Origin of the sequence: Lentzea sp. NPDC051208, assembly GCF_040682435.1 — a bacterium.
GTDB lineage: Bacteria > Actinomycetota > Actinomycetes > Mycobacteriales > Pseudonocardiaceae > Lentzea > Lentzea kristufekii.
Map to the genome: position 1 here is coordinate 87509 of NZ_JBFBAW010000007.1, position 16918 is coordinate 104426.

A 16918-nucleotide genomic window follows, 5' to 3' on the forward strand; every position below is an offset into this window, starting at 1 on the left:
AGGGAAAGATCGACAACGAGTGCCGGAGCCGATGCAGACCGTGGTGAACGCCGAGGCTCTCACGGCTAAGGTGACGGACGTGCTGGCGCGGTATCGCTACCGGATCGAACCGACCGAGGTTCAGCGCGGCATGCTGGCACGTACGTTCGGGTGCGCACGAGTGGTTTTCAACGACGCGATCCGCTGCCGGGAAGCCGCGCACCTGGCTGGCGAGAAGATCACCCCGACCGACGTGCAGCGCCGTGTGATCACCGAGGCGAAGACAACCGAGAATCGCGTGTGGTTGCGCGACGTGGCATCGGTGGCACTGGTGCAATCGGTACGCGACGCAGACCAGGCGTACCGAAACTTCTTCGATTCTCTGACGAAGCGGCGCAGAGGCCGCCGAATGGGACGGCCGAGGCTGAAGTCCCGCAAGGACTCCCGGCAGACGTTCCGGCTAACACGCAACGGGTTCGTTCTACGCGCTGGAGGCCAGCTCTACCTGGCCAAGATCGGCGATGTGCGCGTGCGCTGGTCTCGGCCTCTGCCCTCCGATCCGAGTTCGCTCACGATCGTCCTCGAACCGGACGGCCACTACTACGCCTCGTTCGTCGTGGACGTCGATCCGACACCGCTACCGCAGATCGACAGGGAAGCCGGAGTCGATCTCGGGATCTCCCGTCTGGCCGTCGTCGCCGACACCGACGAGCAGTGCCTGACCATCGCCAACCCCGGACACTTGGCACGCAAGCTGCGGAGACTCGCCCGGCTTGAACGCGAGAAGCACCGCCGAGCCAAAGGCAGTGCCAATCGAGAGAAGACGCGACGAAGGCTGGCAGCCCAACACGCCAAGATCGCCCGCGCCAGGCGAGACCATCACCACAAACAGGCCCTCATCCTGATCCGCGAGAACCAAGCGGTCTACGTGGAGAACCTGAACGTCGTGGGCATGGTCGCAAACCGCCGCCTGGCCAGAGCGGTCTCGGATGCCGGATGGGCACAGTTCATCCGGCTCCTGCACGAAAAAGCCGAGCGGTACGGCCGAACAGTGCGGGCTGTGTCCCGTTGGCTGCCCAGCTCGAAGACCTGTTCGAGCTGCGGTCACCTCATGGACGCCATGCCGCTGGGAGTCAGATCGTGGACCTGCCCTGAATGCGGGGCGGCCCACGATCGTGACCGCAATGCGGCGCTCAACATCCTCACCGCCGGGCGGGCGGAGAAGCGAAATGCCTGTGGAGCCCAGGTAAGCCCTCTCCGTGGAGAGGCGCAGGGCGAGGAAGCAGGAAGCTCCCCAGGCCTTCGGGCAGCGGAGCACGTCAAGGGCCGTATGGTTTACCGCTTGTGACGATCGATCAGGTTCGGCAGTTGGTAGCAGAGCGCGGCGTGCACGCCCGCAAGCTCCGCGAGGTGTTGTCCCTGCTCACCGAGGACTGGCACCCGCTGGCCGAACTCGTGCGCCTGCCCGCCGTGCCCCGCCGCACCGTGCAGGACCTGCTCAAGGCCCTCGGCGACGACGCCGAATCTTCAGGCGATCGTTACCGCATCGCTCCTGGTCTGGTGGCCTCGTACCGCTCCGCCTTCGGCGTCTCGGGTGTCCGCGACCACACGGACGTGCTGCGCCAGATCCTCGTGGACATCGCCGACGTCCCACCGCCCCTGTCCTCGTTGGACCACGTGCAGGCCACGGCCGAGACGGCGCTGAACCGCGCGGTGTGGCTGGACTCGTCCTACGACCTGACGGGCAGGCGCCTGCTGTGCCTGGGCGACCACGACCTGACGTCGCTGGCCGTCGCCGCGGTCAACCCGCACGTGTCGATCACCGTCGTGGACCTGGACGAGCGCCTGCTGGAGTTCATCGACTCACGGGCCGCCGCACGCGGCCTCGACATCCGGACGTTGCACTGCGACATGCGTTTCGGCTTGCCCGCCTCGGTTCTCGAGTCCTTCGACCTCGTCTTCAGCGACCCGCCGTACTCGCCGGAGGGCATGGGCCTGTTCGCCGGCCGCGGCATCGAGGCGTTGGAGGACATCGCTTCGGGACGGCTGCTGCTCGCGTACGGCTTCTCGGACCGCACGCCGGCCCTCGGCCTGAAGGTGCAGCAGGAACTGCAGAAGCTCGGCCTGGTGTTCGAGGCGATCCTGCCCGCGTTCCACCGCTTCGACGGCGCGCAGGCCATCGGCTCGGCCGCCGACCTCTACGTGTGCCGTCCCACGGGACGCCGCGCGGTGTCCGGTGGCACCCGGATCTACACGCACGGCGCGCAGTCGGTGGAGTCGTCCGGCCCGTCGCCGGAAGCGTTGGCCGCGTTGTCGGATCTCGCTCCCCGCCCGGAGTCCTCCCCGCCGCCGAAGCCCCGTCCGGCGGGCTGGGCCGAGCCCGTCGGCAAGGGTGCGGCCTCCCTGGCCGTCGACCTGTCGGCGGACCCCGGCCCGTGGTTGCTGCGCACGCTCCTCGCCTCGTCGCCCGCGCGGCTGGCCTGCCTGGTGCCGAACAACCACCCGGCGGTGTCGTCGGAGGCCGGGCAGACGGAGCTGCAGGAGCTGGTGGCTACCCGGTTCAAGTTGAAGTTCCTGCGCAACAACCCGGATGGCAGGACGACGATCGTCGTCGCCGATCAGGTGCTGACCGGCACGCTGTCGCTGGGCGAGCGCGCGGTCCGCGAGGTGCTGATGAAGGCGCACGGCAAGCTGCGCAACAGCTGGCGCGAGGCGTTGATCACCGCGTCGCAGGGCGTGCTGACCAAGAGGCAGGCCGCGGAGATCATCGACAACGCCCCGGTGGTGCAGGACGACCTCGAACTGCGGTTGATCGACCTGCCCAGGCACCGGATCGCGGCACTGCTGCCGGAGATCTCAGCCAGCGCGGGGTATGTGGAGCGGCCCGAGAGCTAGCACCGCGCGGAACTCCTTGGGCGGCACCGGACGCGAGAACAACCAGCCCTGGTACGCGTCCACGCCGACGCCGCGCAGGACGTGGAACTGGGTGGCGGTCTCCACGCCTTCGGCGACGCACTTGCGTCCCATCGCGCGGGCCATGTCCACGACGGCGCGGGCGACGGCGAAGTCCGAGGAGTCGTTGCCCACGCCCGAAACGAAGCGCCGGTCCACCTTGATGATCTGAGCCGGCAGGTCCTTCAGGCGCGCCAGTGACGAGTAGCCGGTGCCGAAGTCGTCGACGGCGAACTGCACGCCGCGCTTCACCAGTTCGTCCATCGACTGACGGACCCGGGACGGCAGGTCGACGAACGCGGTCTCGACCAGTTCCAGCACCACGCGTTCCCACGGGACGCCGGACTCCATGATCGCGGTCGACACGATGTCGACGAACTCCGGATCGCCCGGCACCAGGCCGGCGAGGTTCACGGCGACCGACACCGGGCGGCCGTCGGGCGCGGGCCAGGTCGCGGCCTCCTTCAGGGCCGTCCGCAGCACCCAGCGGTCGAGTTCGCGCATCAGGTCGCCCTGCTCGGCGACCGGCAGGAACACGTCCGGCGGCAGCAGTCCGCGATCGGGGTGCGGCCAGCGCACCAGGGCCTCGGCGGTCAGGACGGCGCCGTCGACGCCCACGACGGGCTGGTAGTGCAGCGCCAGGCCGTCGTTCTGCAGGGCCTCGCGCAGCTGGCCTTCGAGGTGCACCTGGCGGTCCGCGGACGCGATCAACGCGGCGGAGGCCAGCGAGACCCGTCCGGCGCCGGCGCGCTTCGCCTCGAACATCGCGGCGTCGGCGAACCTGAGCAGGTCGGCACCGTTGGCGCGCGAGCCGTTCGGCACGGCCGCGCCGATCGAGGCTGAGACCCGGACCAGCTGGCCGTGCACCGGAACCGCGGTTCTGAGCAGTGACGCGACCCGTGTCGCCAGGGCGTCGACGCCGCCCACGGCGTCGAGGTCCTCGGCGATGATCACGTACTCGTCACCGGACAGCCGGGCGGCGGTGCAGCCGTCCGGCAGGCCGCCTTCGAGGCGTCGCGCCAGGGCGACGAGGAGCTCGTCGCCCGCGTCGTGGCCGAGGGAGTCGTTGACGCGCTTGAAGTTGTCGATGTCGCAGAAGAGCACGGCGACCTTGGACCGGCCGGGGCCCTCCAGCAGCTTGCCGAGGATCTCCTTCACCAGCGCGCGGTTCGGCAGGCCGGTCAGCTCGTCGTGCGTGGCCTGGTGCCGCAACGCCTCGGCGGCGCGGCGGCGTTCGGTGATGTCCAGGAACACGATCAGCCAGAAGCGGCGGCCGTCGTCCTGCACGGACAGCGCGATGTGCAGTTCGCAGTAAACCTTCTCGCCGTCCGGGCGGACGAGGATGCGCTGCGGGATCTTCTGCGTGCGCTCGGCGGCCCACTGCAGGCCGGGCGAGGTGTCCTCGGGGTGGGTGAGCTGTTCGGCGGTCATGCCGCGCAGCTGTTCCAGTTCCATGCCGAGCAGGTCGCACAACGCGTCGTTGGCGTCGACCAGGCGCTCGCCCTCGTCGAACAGGCCGATGCCCACCGGCGTCACGGACACGAGGTCGGTGAAGCGCTGCGAGGAACGCTTCATGCGCGCTTCGGCGGCGCGCTGCTCGGTGACGTCCTGGGCGGTGCCGACGGCGAGCTGCTTGCCGCGCGCGTCGTGGACGATCATGCCGTGGCAGCGGAAGATGCGCGTCGAACCGTCTCGGCGCATCACGCGGTGTTCGCACTGCACCGCGATCTCGTCGGCCGCGAGCTGGCGCCACAGGTCGTCGACCCAGCCCCGGTCCTCGGGGTGCACCAGGTCGAGGTAGTACTGGTAGCTGCCGGCGACGTCGGCGGGGATGTCGTAGAGGTCGCGGAGCATGTCCGACCACACGACCTCGCCGCTGACCGGGTTCCACTCCCACATGCCGAGGCGGGCGGCCTGCTGCGCGTCGGCCAGTCTGCGGCGGTCCTCGCGCATCTGGCGTTCCAGCGCCCGCGCTTCGGTGACGTCCTGGATGGTGCCGTGGTAGCGCTCGATGCGGCCCGACGGCGCGATCTCCGCGCGGGCGCGGCACATGTAGACGCGCTCGCCGACCTCGCTGCGGACCTCGACCTCGACCGGTTGCCCGTCGCTCGCGTGCAGCAACGAGTGGCGGATCGCCTTGACGGCCTCCCGGTCGTCCGGGTGCACGCCGCTGAGCAGGTCGTCGTCCGGCGTCATGCCGAGCTGGGCGTACATCTCCAGCAGCACTTCGCTGCGGTGCACGGCGCGCGTGCCGGTCTCGTAGGCCCAGCTGCCGATGCGGGCGATGCGCTGCGCCTCCAGCAGCCGCGCCCGTTCCTGGGCGAGGTCGGTGGCCGCGCGCTTGGTCTCGGTGATGTCGCGGATGTAGCCGGTGATCTTGTCCAGGCCGCCGGCGTCGTCCAGCCTCGCCTCGGCGACACCGCGGATCCACCGCAGCTGGCCGTCCGGGCGCACGATCCGGTACTCGATGTCGATCGGGTCGCCGGTGATCTCGCGACCGTGCCAGTACGTCTCGACCATCTGGTAGTCGTCCGGATGCACGACGTCGAGAACGGCCTGCGCGCCCGGCACGACGGCGCCGCGTTCGAGGCCGAGGAGCTCGTAGTGCGTGTCCGACCAGACCGTCAGGCCGGTCCGGGGGTCGAACTCCCACGAGCCCAGGTTCGCGACCTTCTGCACCTTGCGCAGCCGGCGCTGCTCGTCGCGCAGCGCGTCCGCGGCGGAGGCGAGGTCGGAGACGTCGATCAGCAGGACGGCCTGCAGGCCCGTGCCGGGAACGGCGTGCCGGGCGACGCGCACCGGCAGTTCGGTGCCGTCCGCGCGCAGCAGCCTCAGGTCGGCGGAGTTGCCGAGGAGCAGGTCGCCGAGCGCGTGCCCGACGAGGTCGTCGGCACCCTGCGCGACCGCGAGCTCCACGGCCGCGGGGTTCGCCTGCATGACGACACCCTTGGCGTCGACGAGCAACGACGGCGCGTCGGGCAGGGTCAACCCGTCCAACGTGATCGGAGGTTTCCCGTTCTCCGGGACAGCCGTCCGTGCACGGCCGTTCACCACCGTCGCGCGTCCCACCCACTTGGGCACCGGCCCACCCTCTCCCGCATCCACCGCCCGCGGCAATTCGGGTGGGCACGACAACGGCACCCGAACGGCGGCAAACACGAACCCTCTCCTCGGGTGAACACCCGAGGAGAGGGACGGTAGCGCTTCAGAGCGTCATCGCCCACCCCTGCACGGGTTAACGAAAAGCCACGTTCGTGGTTCCGGTACTCGTGCAGATGCAAAAAGGTGGCAAATGAACGGGCTGGCTCAGGCGACTCCGTCGGCCTTCGCGGCCACGGCCACAGCCGCCGCGACCTCGGGTCCGACGCGCGGGTCCAATGCCGAGGGCACAATTCGGTCTGGGCCCAAATCATCCTTCGCGACCGCGAGAATGGCATCCGCGGCGGCGAGTTTCATGCCTTCCGTGATCCGTCGCGCACCCGAGTCGAGAGCCCCGCGGAAAATGCCGGGGAACGCGAGCACGTTGTTGATCTGGTTCGGGAAGTCGCTGCGGCCGGTGGCCACGATCGCGGCGTGCCGGCCGGCGACCTCCGGGTGCACCTCGGGGTCCGGGTTCGACAGCGCGAAGACGATCGAGCCGCTCGCCATGCTCGCGATCAGGTCCTCGGACACCCTGGAGGACGAGACGCCGATGAAGACGTCCGCGCCCCGCAGCGCCACGTCGATCCCACCGTCGAGGTTGCTGGAGTTCGTGACCTTCGCGATCTCTTCCTTGACCGGGTTGAGACCGGCCCGGCCCGTGCGGACGATGCCGCGCGAGTCGAGCAGCGTGATGTCGCCGGCCCCGGCGGCGATGAGGATCTTGGCGATCGCGATGCCCGCGGCACCCGCACCGGAGATGACCACCCGCTGGTCGCCGATGTTCTTGCCGAGGACGGTGTTCGCGCCGTTCAGCGCCGCGAGCGACACGACGGCCGTGCCGTGCTGGTCGTCGTGCATGACCGGGCAGTCGAGCGCCTCGATCAGCTTCTGCTCCAGCTCGAAGCAGCGCGGGGCGGAGACGTCCTCCAGGTTGACCGCGCCGAACGACGGGCGCAGCCGCACGAGCGTCTCGACGATCTCGTCCACGTCCGTCGTGTTGAGCACGAGCGGGATGGAGTCGAGGCCGCCGAACGTCTTGAACAGCGCGGACTTGCCCTCCATGACGGGCAGCGACGCGCTCGGGCCGATGTCGCCGAGACCGAGCACCGCGGTGCCGTCGCTGACGACGGCGACCAGGCGGTGCGCCCACGTGTACTTCGCGGCGAGCGAGGGGTCCTCCGCGATGGCCTTGCTCACTCGTGCGACACCAGGTGTGTACGCGATGGACAGCGCCTTCGGGTCAGCGAGCGAGGCGGTCGCGCCGACCTCGAGCTTCCCGCCCAGGTGCGCGTTGAAGATCTCCTCGTCCGTCAACTGCGTCGGATCGGAGTTCTCGATGCGGGTTTCGTTCACTGCTGTCACGGCGTCCCTCCTGCGGTGCGGGCGGCGTAGTGGCCCAGCGTGGGCTCATCACCAGACGGCGCACCGGCCCAGCGTTGTCACGCCGGGTACACGGGGCCTGGAAACTCGGTAGATGCCCTCCGACGAGTTGCGTCGGAGAACCGCCGAGTGTTGCGGGTGACGGGAAGTGTGGCAGGGTCGCGCGTTGCTGTCTGCGGCGGGGATCACACTTTTTCCGCAGGTCAGAGGGCATGTAGCAAGACGTCCGTCCGGTTTTCTGCACCGACCGGTCAGTTTCTGCAGGCAGGAAGCACCCGATCGGTCAAGAAAAAATGACGCCTTAGAGTGACGGCATGCAGGCGAGTTCGCTGAAAATTGACGGCGCGTTCGAGTTCACCCCTCGGACATTTCCCGACGACCGCGGTGTGTTCGTCTCGCCGTACCAGGAGGCCGCCTTCGTGGAGGCGGTCGGGCACCCGTTCCGGGTCGCCCAGACCAACCACAGCGTCTCCCGCGCGGGGACGATCCGCGGCATCCACTACGCGGACGTGCCGCCGTCGCAGGCGAAGTACGTCTTCTGCCCGCGCGGCTCGTTCATCGACGTGGTCGTGGACATCCGCGTCGGCTCGCCCACGTTCGGCCAGTGGGACGCCGTGCTGGTGAACTCCGAGAAGTGCAACGCGGTCTACCTCGCCGAGGGCCTGGGCCACGCGATGATCGCCCTCGAAGACGACACGACGATGAACTACCTCTGCTCCACCGTCTACACCCCGTCCGGCGAGCACGGCCTGACGCCGCTCGACCCGGCGCTCGACCTGCCGTGGCCGCGTGAGCTCGAGTTCCAGCTGTCGGAGAAGGACACCTCGGCCCCCACGCTGTCCGAGGCCTACGAAGCCGGCGTGCTGCCGCGCTACGAGGACTGCCTGGCCCTGTACGCGTCCCTCAAAGCCTGAAACCCGGCCTCGGCCATAGTCGAGCTTTGACGACTCCGAGCACCTCCGCAGGTCCGAGGTGTTCGGAGTCGGTGCTCGCGAAGGGGTTGTCTCCCACCACGTGCCACCCCCCGTCCACTTCGTGGGAGGCACGCTTCACCGACAGCTGATCAGGTCTGCTGGCCCATCTGACCAGCACGATCTGCCCCGCCTTGGGCCTCGCACCCCACTTGACCAGCACGATGTCGTCGTCGCGCAGGGCAGGGGCCATGGACGGACCGCGCACGAGCACGGTGGAGAGGCGCGGTCTCAACGATCACCCTTCGATCAGCCGGAGTAGGGTTCCTACCTGTCGGAGCATCCACTGTTTTCACTCTGGGAGGAACGATGCGACTCGTGTCGCGCATTCTCCGCCCGCGCGTCGAAGCCACCGCGCACTGCGACCTGCCGTGCGGTGTCTACGACCCGGCGCAGGCCCGCATCGAGGCCGAGTCGGTCAAGGCGGTCCAGGAGAAGTACCAGGCCAACGAGGACCCGGAGTTCCGGGAGCGCGCTGTCCTGATCAAGGAGCAGCGCAGCGAGCTCGTCAAGCACCACCTGTGGGTGCTGTGGACGGACTACTTCAAGCCGCCGCACTTCGAGAAGTACCCCGAGCTGCACGACCTGTTCAACCGCGCCACCAAGGCCGCGGGTGCGAGCGGCACGAAGGGGTCCATGGACCCGGCTTCTGGCCAGGCCCTGCTCGACCTGATCGCGCAGATCGACAAGATCTTCTGGGAGACCAAGCAGGGCTGAGCCCCGCGACGGTTTCACAGAACGGCGCCGCTCCCCGGGCAGGGGAACGGCGCCGTTCGTCGTTGTGGGCAGGCGCGGTTACGCCGCCTCCCGGACCTTGCCGATCACCTCGAAGTCCGTGCCGGTGGGCGAGAGGCCCTCGAACTTCAGCCTGACCTGTTCCTCCCCCTCGGCCTCGGTGTCGGCCACGGTCGGCACCTCGAACTCGAACGACGTCGCGCCCGTCGGGATGAAGGCGTAGAACCCGAGCTGGGTCGCGGACAACGGCCGCGACGGCAGCGCCGCCTCACCCGAGTTCAGCAGGAGCCACTCGGGGTCGACGTCCGTTGTGGACAGTTCGGTGCCGGAGGCCGGTGCCACCGGCACTCCGATGAGCGAGACCGGCGAGTCGACCGGCTCGGAGAGGGTCAGCCTCCACTTCAGGGCGCCGCCCTCCACCACGCTGTCGGCGACGGGGGTCACCGTGACCTTGGGCGCGGGGTCGTCGTTGCGCACCAGCAGGCCGCCGAGTGCGGAGCCGACGACCGCGTTCGAGATCGCCTGCACCGACACCGGGTGGCGGACGTCGCTGCCCCACCTCGTGTTGCCGGTGTAGGTCACCGGTACCTCGGCGCGGTGCTCGCCCGGCTTGAGCGCCACGAGCCTCGTGGCGGGCTTGTTGCCCGGCTCGTTGTAGAAGAGCCTGATCACGCGGGTGCCGTTGCCGGTCGCGGTGACGACGATGGTGCGGGTCTGCGTGCCGGAGTCGCCCTCGTCGACGGCTGTGACGGCGGCGTCGACACGTGCCAGACGCGCGGGAATCACCGGGACCAGTCCCTTGTCCCAGCCGTAGGCGTCGATCAGCCAGGCCTCGCCGGACGCGGACTCGGGGACCAGTTCCAGCGAAGCGACGCGGCCGATGCCCTGGGGCAGCGGAACGCGGACTTCCTGTGCCCACAACGAACTCGTGCGGTCCGATCCGGGCAGGCCGGTCACCGAGACGGAACCGAGCTGGTGCTTGCGTCCGTCGTTGCCGGTCACCGAGACGCCGAAGCGGGTGGCCGCGGCGTTCGGCGGGACGGCCAGGCGGAGTGCCAGGTCGCGCGAGCCGTTCAGCGACACCGGCGCAGCGGGCGTGACCACTCCGGCCTGGCCCGCGGCCGACCACTTCAGCGCTACCGAGAGGCGTTCCGGCTGGGCCACCGCGCCGCGGAAGCCGACGAAGTGCGGTGAACGCGTGGCGCTGCACGCGACGGCGGCGTCACGGGACGTCTGCTGGCAGACCCGCGCGCTGCCGGACACCCCGGTGGAGCCGTCCGGCACCACGAACGACCTGCGGTCGCCTCCGATGGCGTGCGAGAGGACGCGGGCCGGGTCGGCGGACGGGGCGCGGACGCCGGAGCCGTCGAGCAGCGGCAGCACGGACTCGTCACGGCCCAGGAACAGGCGTGCGGACGCCGCGATGTAGGTGGCGCCCATGGTCTGCTGCTGGTCGGCGGTCAGGCGGGTCGGGGCGCCGGGCGTGCACAGCGGGTCCGGCTGCTGGCCGGGCCAGAAGTCGTCGAACGCCGGCGCCTCGGCCTGGCCGGGGGTCCACTCGCTGTTGAAGTAGTTGTGGTTCGCGCCGACCATGTAGAGCGCGCTGTGCAACGCGGCGCCACGGCTCAGGCCGCGCGTTTGGTCCACGAAGATCTGGCCCTGCAGGTCGGCCACGTCACCGTCGCAACCGGGCAGGAACGTCACCGAGGGAACGTCCGGTGCAGGGTTGTGGCCGAAGATCGTGGGGCCGATCAGCACGTCACCGCGGATGTTCCAGCGCACCGGGCCGCTGAACCCGGTGTCGCCGGGCGGCGGGGTGAGGCTGTCGGTGGCGGCGCGGTTGACGCCCTCACCGCCGCGGGAATGGCCCACCAGCAGCACCTTCGCCATGTCGGCGGCCGGCGCGGACTTCACGGCGGCGGGCGCGGTGCCGCGGCCGGACGCCCAGTCCGACCACTTCGCCAGGTGGTGGCGCACCAGTGACGAACGCCCCTGCGCACCCGCGTCGGCGGTCAGCGCGTCCTGGGCGTTGATGCCGTTGGCGGAGATCGACACCGTCAGGTATCCCTGCGACGCCAGCAACTGCTGCGCCTTCAGGTAGCCCTTGTGGCTCGGCACGGCCGTCGACCCTGCGGGACACGGCCAGTTCATCGAGATCTGGTTCGGATCGGACTTGCTGTAGCAGGTGAAGTGCCTGCCGTGCAGGATGAGCACGAGCGGCCGCTTGCCCCGCGCACCCTTGGGCGCGACGACGACGGCCTCCATCTCGATCGGCGCCGCGTACTCGGGCAGCTTGACCGGGTCGAGCGCGTACTCGCCGGTGGAGGTGGCGTACGGGCCTGGTTTGCCGGGATCCACGTCCGCCTGCGGCTGCAACGCCGGCAGTTCGGGCGCGGACAGCCCGGCCACCGGCGGCCGCACCACGTCCAGGCGCTTGCCGGCCGACCGCACCTGCAACGCGGCGGGATCGGCCGGTGCTGCCTTCAGCGTGAAGGTCCGCAGGTTCGCCGACTCCTGGGCGACCCCCAGGAACCGGTCGCCCTCCCAGAACTCCACGCCCGCGTCGAGCAACGGCACGGGCGTGGAGGTGGTCCACCGGATCACGTCTCCGGAGACGGTCCAGCCAGGCGGGGAAGGCGGTTCCGGCGCGGCCGACGCGGGCAGCGCCGGTAGTACCGCGGCCAGCAGAACGGGTATCAGAAAAGTGACTGTGCGACGCATGAGCAGGTCCCCCTCGAAAAGGACGATCCACTCCGTTCTAGCCACGTCGCACCGCACACGGCACGCAATTCAGCCCGAAATCCGCCAATCAAAACAACAATCAGCCGGGAGTAGTACGCCGTTCAGCCCAATTTCCCGGTTTCGCCCTCTTCCGGCCGGAAGATGGTGGGCCAGGTCGAGTCCAGCACGGTCGTGACGCTCCCCATCGGCGCGCCGCGCTCCTCAGACCCGATCCGGTGCGGTTCCGGCAGCCCCTGCCAATCCAGCACGTACCCCATCGTCATTCCCCCTCAGAACTGCGATCAGGACCTACCAGGAAAGCAGGCGGCCCTGCGAAGCGCCCGCATTTCGGGCAGAACCGAAATGTCACCGGAGTCCGGCGCTCAGGGATTTCCGGAAATGGCCACGGGGAAGCGCGGTCTCACTGCCCTCTGGTGTCCGTGCCGCGCTCGTTCTGGCTCAGCTTGTTCCAGGTCGAGGTCAGCTCCGCGCGGATGCGGGCGACACGAACCCCGAAGGCCTCGCGGATCTCCTGGGCGTCGACCTCGTCGGAGGCGCCGTGGTGGGGGTGCTCGGCGGTCATGGCGCGCTGGGTACCTCGAAGGCGGACTGCCCCAAACGTGCTCCCCGTCACTGCCTAGGATCGAACAGGTGAGCACCCACCTCTACCTGCTGCGGCACGGCCAGACCGAGTGGTCCGAGAGCGGCAGGCACACGGGACGCACTGACATCGAGCTGACGCCCGAGGGCGAGCAGCAAGCACGCCGCGCGGGCGCCACGCTCGCACGGCTCAGAGGCACCGACCAAGCCCCCGCACTCGTGCTGACGAGTCCCCGGCAGCGCGCCACCAGGACGGCCGCACTGGCCGGGCTGGAGGTCAGCGCGACGACCGAGGATTTGGCCGAGTGGGACTACGGCGACTACGAGGGCATCACCACGCCGCAGATCCGCGAGCGCGTGGCCGGCTGGACGGTGTGGTCGCACCCGATGCCGAACGGCGAGACGCACGCCGAGGTGCAGGAACGGGCGCGCAAGGTGCTCGGCGAGGTGCGCAAGATCCTGCCCGGCGGCGACGTCGTGCTGGTCGGCCACGGGCACTTCAGCCGCGTGCTGATCGCGGCGTGGCTGGGCCTCGCGCCCGACCAGGGCGTCCACTTCGGACTGGACCCGGCCGGCATCTGCCAGCTGGGCGACGAGCGGGGCGACCCGCAGGTGCGCAGGCTCAACGTGCCCGCGTGGGAGGTGTGATGATCCGGCGAGTCGAACCGCGTGACGTCGACGCGGTCGTGGGACTGGTCTACGAACTGGCGCTGTACGAGAAGGCACCCGAGCAGTGCCACCTCACCGCGGAACAGTTGCACACCGCGCTGTTCAACGAGAGTCCCGCGCTGTTCGGTCACGTCGCCGAAGTGGACGGTCGGGTCGTCGGCATCGCGTTGTGGTTCCTCAACTTCTCGACGTGGGACGGCGTGCACGGCATCTACCTCGAAGACCTGTACGTCACGCCGGACCAGCGCGGCAACGGTCTCGGCAAGCAGCTCCTGGAAGCGCTTGCCCAGGAGTGCGTCGCGAAGGGGTACACCCGTCTGCAGTGGTGGGTGCTCAACTGGAACGAGCCCAGCATCGGCTTCTACAAGTCGCTGGGCGCCGTGCCGATGGACGAGTGGACGACGATGCGCGTCTCAGACGATGCCCTGGTGAGGCTCGGCTCTGCACGCTGAATGTTGACGGAAGGTCTCAAAAGGCTCACGAAACGGGGATTCCACACAGGACGGGACCGCTGTCCTGGCAGCGTCCCGGCACGCCGATCCCCCGGCACAAGTAAGCGTGGAAAGAAGGAAAGACCGTGGGCACTGACCCGACTACCGTTGACCCCGCCGTCTCGACCGGCATCGGCGTCGTCGGCGCGATCATCTACCTCGCGTTCGCCGTCTTCGCGATCGTCGTGATGTGGAAGGTCTTCGCCAAGGCCGGTCAGCCCGGCTGGGCCGCGATCATCCCGATCTACAACATCTACGTGTGGCTGAAGGTCGCGGGTCGTCCCGGCTGGTGGCTGATCCTCTTCCTCATCCCGATCGTGAACATCGTCATGGCGCTGATCGTCTCGATCGACATCGCCAAGTCGTTCGCGAAGGACGCCGTGTTCGGCGTCGTCGGCCTGTGGCTGTTCAGCATCATCGGTTACGCGATCCTCGCGTTCGGTGGCGCGCAGTACCGCGGCCCGGCCGCGCTCGTGAGCAAGCAGGGCGCCTACCAGGGCTGAGCAAGACCACGAAGGCCGGGCCACGAAGTCACCCTGTACTTCAGGCCCGGCCTTCACTGCGGTCGGCCATGAAATCGTTTTTAGGACGTTTCAGACGCCGAGCAGCCGCCGCCCTCGACGCAAGACGAGGAAGGACCTCTCCACGATGAGGCGCCGACTGCGGGCGAGAACGTCGAGAACATCAGCTTCACCGCCAAGGGCGACAAGATGCTGTCGCTCAAGTTCTGCAGGAACGTCACCATCACCGACGTGACGTTCCGTGAGGCCGGGCACTTCGCGATCATCACCAACGGCTGCAACGGGATGAAACTCGACCGCATCACCGTCGACAGCCCGGAGGACCGCGACGGCATCAACTTCATCAACAGCTCCAACGTGGAGCTGTCGAACTCCACCATCGAGTCGGCCGAGAACAACGCCGTCCAGTTCGGGCGGCTCGGAGACCTGCGGCAGCTTCAGGGACATCCAGTGGCGCAGGAGCAGCGGGACCCCGGTCACGAACAGCACGACCACGAGCGGTCGGGCGCTGCGAGCCAGGAACGGCTAGACCATCCCCACAGCGCCGTACGTCGACGCGTCGGCGGCGGCGGACGCACCGGGGAGCTCGCCGTCGGCCCTCCAGTGGGCGGCGAGCACCAGTCCGGGCTCCAGCAGCGTCAGGCCGCAGAGGAACTCCTCCACGTCCTGCTTGGACCTCGGCACGAGCTTCGACCCCATGTCGTCCCCGAGGTCGACCAGCCGGCCGACGAGATCGGGCTCCACGTCCTTCGTGAGGTGCGTCAAGGCGAGAACGCTGCCCTCGGACAACGCGGCCCGGTAGCGCGCGATGACGCCCGCGGGCTCGTCCGTGACGTACGGCAGGACGCCGACCATGAGCACGGCGGCCGGCTGGCTGAAGTCGATGAGGCGGCGCGTCTCCGGGTGCCGCAGCACGGCCCCGACGTCGCCGATGTCGGACTGGACGATCGCGGCGTTGAGGTTGTCGCGCAGCATCGTGCGGGCGTGGGCCACGGTCACCGGGTCGCTGTCGACGTAGACGACGTGGCACGACGGGTCGAGCGACTGGGCGACCTCGTGGACGTTGCCGGCGGTCGGGATGCCGCTGCCCAGGTCCAGGAACTGGCGGATGCCGTACTCCTCGACGCACAGGCGCACCACGCGGCGGGAGAAGGACCTGATCGTGCGGGCCATCTCGGCGACGGGGAACCGCTTGATGATCTCCTCGGCCACCAGGCGGTCGACCGCGAAGTTGTGCGCTCCGCCGAGGTAGTAGTCGAACAGCCGAGCCACATTCGGGCGTTCGGAATCGCCGTTTGTCATCACCCGCTGCGGGCCGTCCTGCACTGCGCACCTCACCATGCTCCCGAGCGGCGCGAACGCTGGAGGCACGGTAGCTGGCTACTCCGTTCGTGTCCATCCACCATTAGTGGTCACGTAGGGTGATGGCCCCCGGCCGGAGCCGGGGGCCATCGCAGGGTTACCGCTGGTCAGTCAGGGTTTGTCACACTCCGGAGTACTGCTGGATCCAGGAGCGGTAGGTGGCGATGCGGGTGTAGTTGGACCGCGTCGCGCGGTCCGACGTGGACGCCACACCGACCTGGCGACCGGCCGCGAACATCGGGCCGCCCGAGTCACCACCGGCGGCGATGCCGTCGACGCGCTGGACGGCGATCGCACGACCACCGCGGTAGTCGGAACCGTTGGGGTTCGTGACCCGCGTGTTCGCGACCTTAAGGTAGCGCGACTGGCAGTTGATCTCCGGCTGGTTGGTGCAGGTGGCGCCCCAGCCGTAGAGCTGCACGGTCTGGCCGGTGACCACGCCGTCGCTGCTGCCGGCGAGCGGCGCGAACGGGCCGGACATCGCCGGCGACACCCTGGCCAGCGCCAGGTCCGACGACGGGTGCTTGATGATCTGGCTGGCGGTCACCATCTGGCCACCGGAGTGCTGGTCCAGGCTGCCCGCGCGGAACGTGTAGGTGGCACTGCTGGCCACGCAGTGCTCAGCCGTCAGGATCCAGTTGGGCGCGATCTTCGTGGCGGAGCAGTTCTCCCGTCCGTTGGCGAACAGGCGGGCCGCGTACGGGAAGTTCTGGGCGTAGCTGCCGCCGATGATCATCGGCGACATGTCCGGGTTCTCCGGAGCGGCCGTGGCGGTGGCGGGGGCGAGGGAGAGAGCCGTCAGGACAGCGCCCGCGATCGCAATGGTCAAACGCATGGTTGGTCACCTCGGTGAGTGCAGGGAGTGGTTAAGCAACCACGCACAGCTTCACCCGGCCGTGTGACTGTGACCACCCTCCGTTAGTCGGCTTTGTCGTCTTCCGATACGTCGTCGAGGCCCATCGCCCACTTGCGCCCGTCGTTGGTGAACAGGAACACCAGCACGACGACGCAGTAGATGCCGCCCAGCGAGCCGAGCAGCTGCTGCTCCGAAGGCCCGTACGCGTACCAGGCGCAGCCGAGCAGCAGCAGCTGCGTGACGATCACCGGCGTGCGGGCGCCGTGGTGACCGCGGAACAACATGACCGTCGCGAAGAGCGCCCCGCCGAACCAGACCACGAGCACACCGGCGGCGCCGAGGATCGGTCCGGCGGGCGTGGATCCGCCGATCACCCGGACGACGAGCGCAACGGCCAGCGCGATTCCGCCCAGACCCTGCACGAAGGTGAGCGCGGACGCGATGCGGACCGCGCGCGGCGGCGCCTGGATCTGAGTGGTCACGGGAGACCTTTCATCACGTTCTGTACTGGTCACGGATCGTAGGCCACCCGGTTGGAGG

Annotated in this window: 16 protein-coding genes and 1 pseudogene; 8 read left to right on the forward strand and 9 right to left on the reverse strand. The window is 69.1% G+C overall.

Going from position 1 to position 16918, the window contains the following annotated elements; all coding sequences use genetic code 11:
- Positions 1 to 31 precede the first annotated feature (31 nt).
- Together AB0M48_RS18235 and AB0M48_RS18240 are read left to right on the forward strand one after the other, a co-directional pair.
- Entirely contained in the window at positions 32 to 1327 is a 1296-nt protein-coding gene (locus AB0M48_RS18235) for an RNA-guided endonuclease TnpB family protein (protein WP_363842975.1), read from the forward strand.
- Positions 1324 to 2874, forward strand: a complete 1551-nt coding sequence (locus AB0M48_RS18240; protein ID WP_363842978.1) for a bis-aminopropyl spermidine synthase family protein — start codon at positions 1324 to 1326, stop codon at positions 2872 to 2874. The genes AB0M48_RS18235 and AB0M48_RS18240 overlap by 4 nt, the downstream gene beginning before the upstream one ends.
- On the opposite strand, the gene AB0M48_RS18245 is transcribed toward AB0M48_RS18240, so the two are convergent.
- Positions 2836 to 6012, reverse strand: a complete 3177-nt coding sequence (locus AB0M48_RS18245) for an EAL domain-containing protein (protein WP_363842981.1) — start codon at positions 6010 to 6012, stop codon at positions 2836 to 2838. The genes AB0M48_RS18240 and AB0M48_RS18245 overlap by 39 nt on opposite strands.
- 225 nt (positions 6013 to 6237) lie before the next feature.
- The gene (locus AB0M48_RS18250) at positions 6238 to 7434 is read right to left on the reverse strand and encodes a malic enzyme-like NAD(P)-binding protein (RefSeq protein ID WP_363842984.1); all 1197 of its coding nucleotides are present in this window, start codon (positions 7432 to 7434) and stop codon (positions 6238 to 6240) included.
- 332 nt (positions 7435 to 7766) lie between these two features.
- Between AB0M48_RS18250 and rfbC the strand changes: the two genes are divergently transcribed.
- Positions 7767 to 8366 (forward strand): dTDP-4-dehydrorhamnose 3,5-epimerase, encoded by a 600-nt coding sequence (gene rfbC / locus AB0M48_RS18255; RefSeq protein ID WP_363842987.1) that lies wholly within the window; start codon positions 7767 to 7769, stop codon positions 8364 to 8366.
- Here rfbC and AB0M48_RS18260 read toward each other — a convergent pair.
- A complete protein-coding gene (locus tag AB0M48_RS18260; RefSeq protein ID WP_363842990.1) occupies positions 8356 to 8658 on the reverse strand; it encodes a S24 family peptidase in 303 nt (100 codons plus the stop codon). The two genes, rfbC and AB0M48_RS18260, sit on opposite strands and share 11 nt — an antisense overlap.
- 74 nt (positions 8659 to 8732) lie before the next feature.
- Here AB0M48_RS18260 and sodN point away from each other — a divergent pair, with 74 nt between their 5' ends.
- Positions 8733 to 9140 (forward strand): superoxide dismutase, Ni, encoded by a 408-nt coding sequence (sodN, locus tag AB0M48_RS18265; protein ID WP_030476597.1) that lies wholly within the window; start codon positions 8733 to 8735, stop codon positions 9138 to 9140.
- Between the two features lie 78 nt (positions 9141 to 9218).
- On the opposite strand, the gene AB0M48_RS18270 is transcribed toward sodN, so the two are convergent.
- From AB0M48_RS18270 to AB0M48_RS18280, 3 genes are all read right to left on the reverse strand, one after another.
- Positions 9219 to 11879, reverse strand: coding sequence for a hypothetical protein (locus tag AB0M48_RS18270; RefSeq protein WP_363842994.1), 2661 nt, complete (start codon positions 11877 to 11879; stop codon positions 9219 to 9221).
- 122 nt (positions 11880 to 12001) lie between these two features.
- Complete coding sequence (locus AB0M48_RS18275) at positions 12002 to 12157, reverse strand: hypothetical protein (RefSeq protein ID WP_363842997.1); 156 nt, start codon at positions 12155 to 12157, stop codon at positions 12002 to 12004.
- 143 nt (positions 12158 to 12300) lie between these two features.
- On the reverse strand, positions 12301 to 12462 hold the full coding sequence (locus AB0M48_RS18280) for a hypothetical protein (protein WP_319988907.1): 162 nt from the start codon (positions 12460 to 12462) through the stop codon (positions 12301 to 12303).
- Positions 12463 to 12530: 68 nt separating this feature from the next.
- On the opposite strand from AB0M48_RS18280, the gene AB0M48_RS18285 reads away from it, so the two are divergent.
- From AB0M48_RS18285 to AB0M48_RS18300, 4 genes and pseudogenes are all read left to right on the forward strand, one after another.
- The gene (locus tag AB0M48_RS18285; protein ID WP_319988906.1) at positions 12531 to 13127 is read left to right on the forward strand and encodes a histidine phosphatase family protein; all 597 of its coding nucleotides are present in this window, start codon (positions 12531 to 12533) and stop codon (positions 13125 to 13127) included.
- On the forward strand, positions 13127 to 13600 hold the full coding sequence (locus tag AB0M48_RS18290) for a GNAT family N-acetyltransferase (protein WP_363843001.1): 474 nt from the start codon (positions 13127 to 13129) through the stop codon (positions 13598 to 13600). The genes AB0M48_RS18285 and AB0M48_RS18290 overlap by 1 nt, the downstream gene beginning before the upstream one ends.
- Positions 13601 to 13725: 125 nt before the next feature.
- Positions 13726 to 14142, forward strand: coding sequence for a DUF5684 domain-containing protein (locus AB0M48_RS18295; RefSeq protein ID WP_363843004.1), 417 nt, complete (start codon positions 13726 to 13728; stop codon positions 14140 to 14142).
- Positions 14143 to 14349: 207 nt separating this feature from the next.
- Positions 14350 to 14493 (forward strand): annotated as a pseudogene (locus AB0M48_RS18300) (hypothetical protein); the annotation flags it as partial.
- Positions 14494 to 14685: 192 nt separating this feature from the next.
- Here the strand turns inward: AB0M48_RS18300 and AB0M48_RS18305 are convergent.
- The 3 genes from AB0M48_RS18305 to AB0M48_RS18315 all read right to left on the reverse strand — a co-directional run bounded on the left by AB0M48_RS18305 (position 14686) and on the right by AB0M48_RS18315 (position 16860).
- Positions 14686 to 15501, reverse strand: a complete 816-nt coding sequence (locus AB0M48_RS18305) for an SAM-dependent methyltransferase (protein ID WP_363843007.1) — start codon at positions 15499 to 15501, stop codon at positions 14686 to 14688.
- A gap of 142 nt (positions 15502 to 15643) precedes the next feature.
- Positions 15644 to 16357 (reverse strand): trypsin-like serine protease, encoded by a 714-nt coding sequence (locus tag AB0M48_RS18310; protein ID WP_363843010.1) that lies wholly within the window; start codon positions 16355 to 16357, stop codon positions 15644 to 15646.
- Positions 16358 to 16440: 83 nt separating this feature from the next.
- Positions 16441 to 16860: a hypothetical protein gene (locus AB0M48_RS18315; RefSeq protein WP_363843013.1), complete on the reverse strand. Its 420-nt coding sequence runs from the start codon at positions 16858 to 16860 to the stop codon at positions 16441 to 16443.
- Between the last annotated feature and the right edge of the window lie 58 nt (positions 16861 to 16918).

Coding starts and splice junctions, on each gene's coding strand:
- AB0M48_RS18235 (WP_363842975.1), top strand. CDS start 32: ATGCAGACCGTGGTGAACGCCGAGGCTCTCACGGCTAAGGTGACGGAC.
- rfbC (WP_363842987.1), top strand. CDS start 7,767: ATGCAGGCGAGTTCGCTGAAAATTGACGGCGCGTTCGAGTTCACCCCT.
- sodN (WP_030476597.1), top strand. CDS start 8,733: ATGCGACTCGTGTCGCGCATTCTCCGCCCGCGCGTCGAAGCCACCGCG.
- AB0M48_RS18270 (WP_363842994.1), bottom strand. CDS start 11,879: ATGCGTCGCACAGTCACTTTTCTGATACCCGTTCTGCTGGCCGCGGTA.
- AB0M48_RS18275 (WP_363842997.1), bottom strand. CDS start 12,157: ATGGGGTACGTGCTGGATTGGCAGGGGCTGCCGGAACCGCACCGGATC.
- AB0M48_RS18280 (WP_319988907.1), bottom strand. CDS start 12,462: ATGACCGCCGAGCACCCCCACCACGGCGCCTCCGACGAGGTCGACGCC.
- AB0M48_RS18290 (WP_363843001.1), top strand. CDS start 13,127: ATGATCCGGCGAGTCGAACCGCGTGACGTCGACGCGGTCGTGGGACTG.
- AB0M48_RS18305 (WP_363843007.1), bottom strand. CDS start 15,501: ATGGTGAGGTGCGCAGTGCAGGACGGCCCGCAGCGGGTGATGACAAAC.
- AB0M48_RS18310 (WP_363843010.1), bottom strand. CDS start 16,357: ATGCGTTTGACCATTGCGATCGCGGGCGCTGTCCTGACGGCTCTCTCC.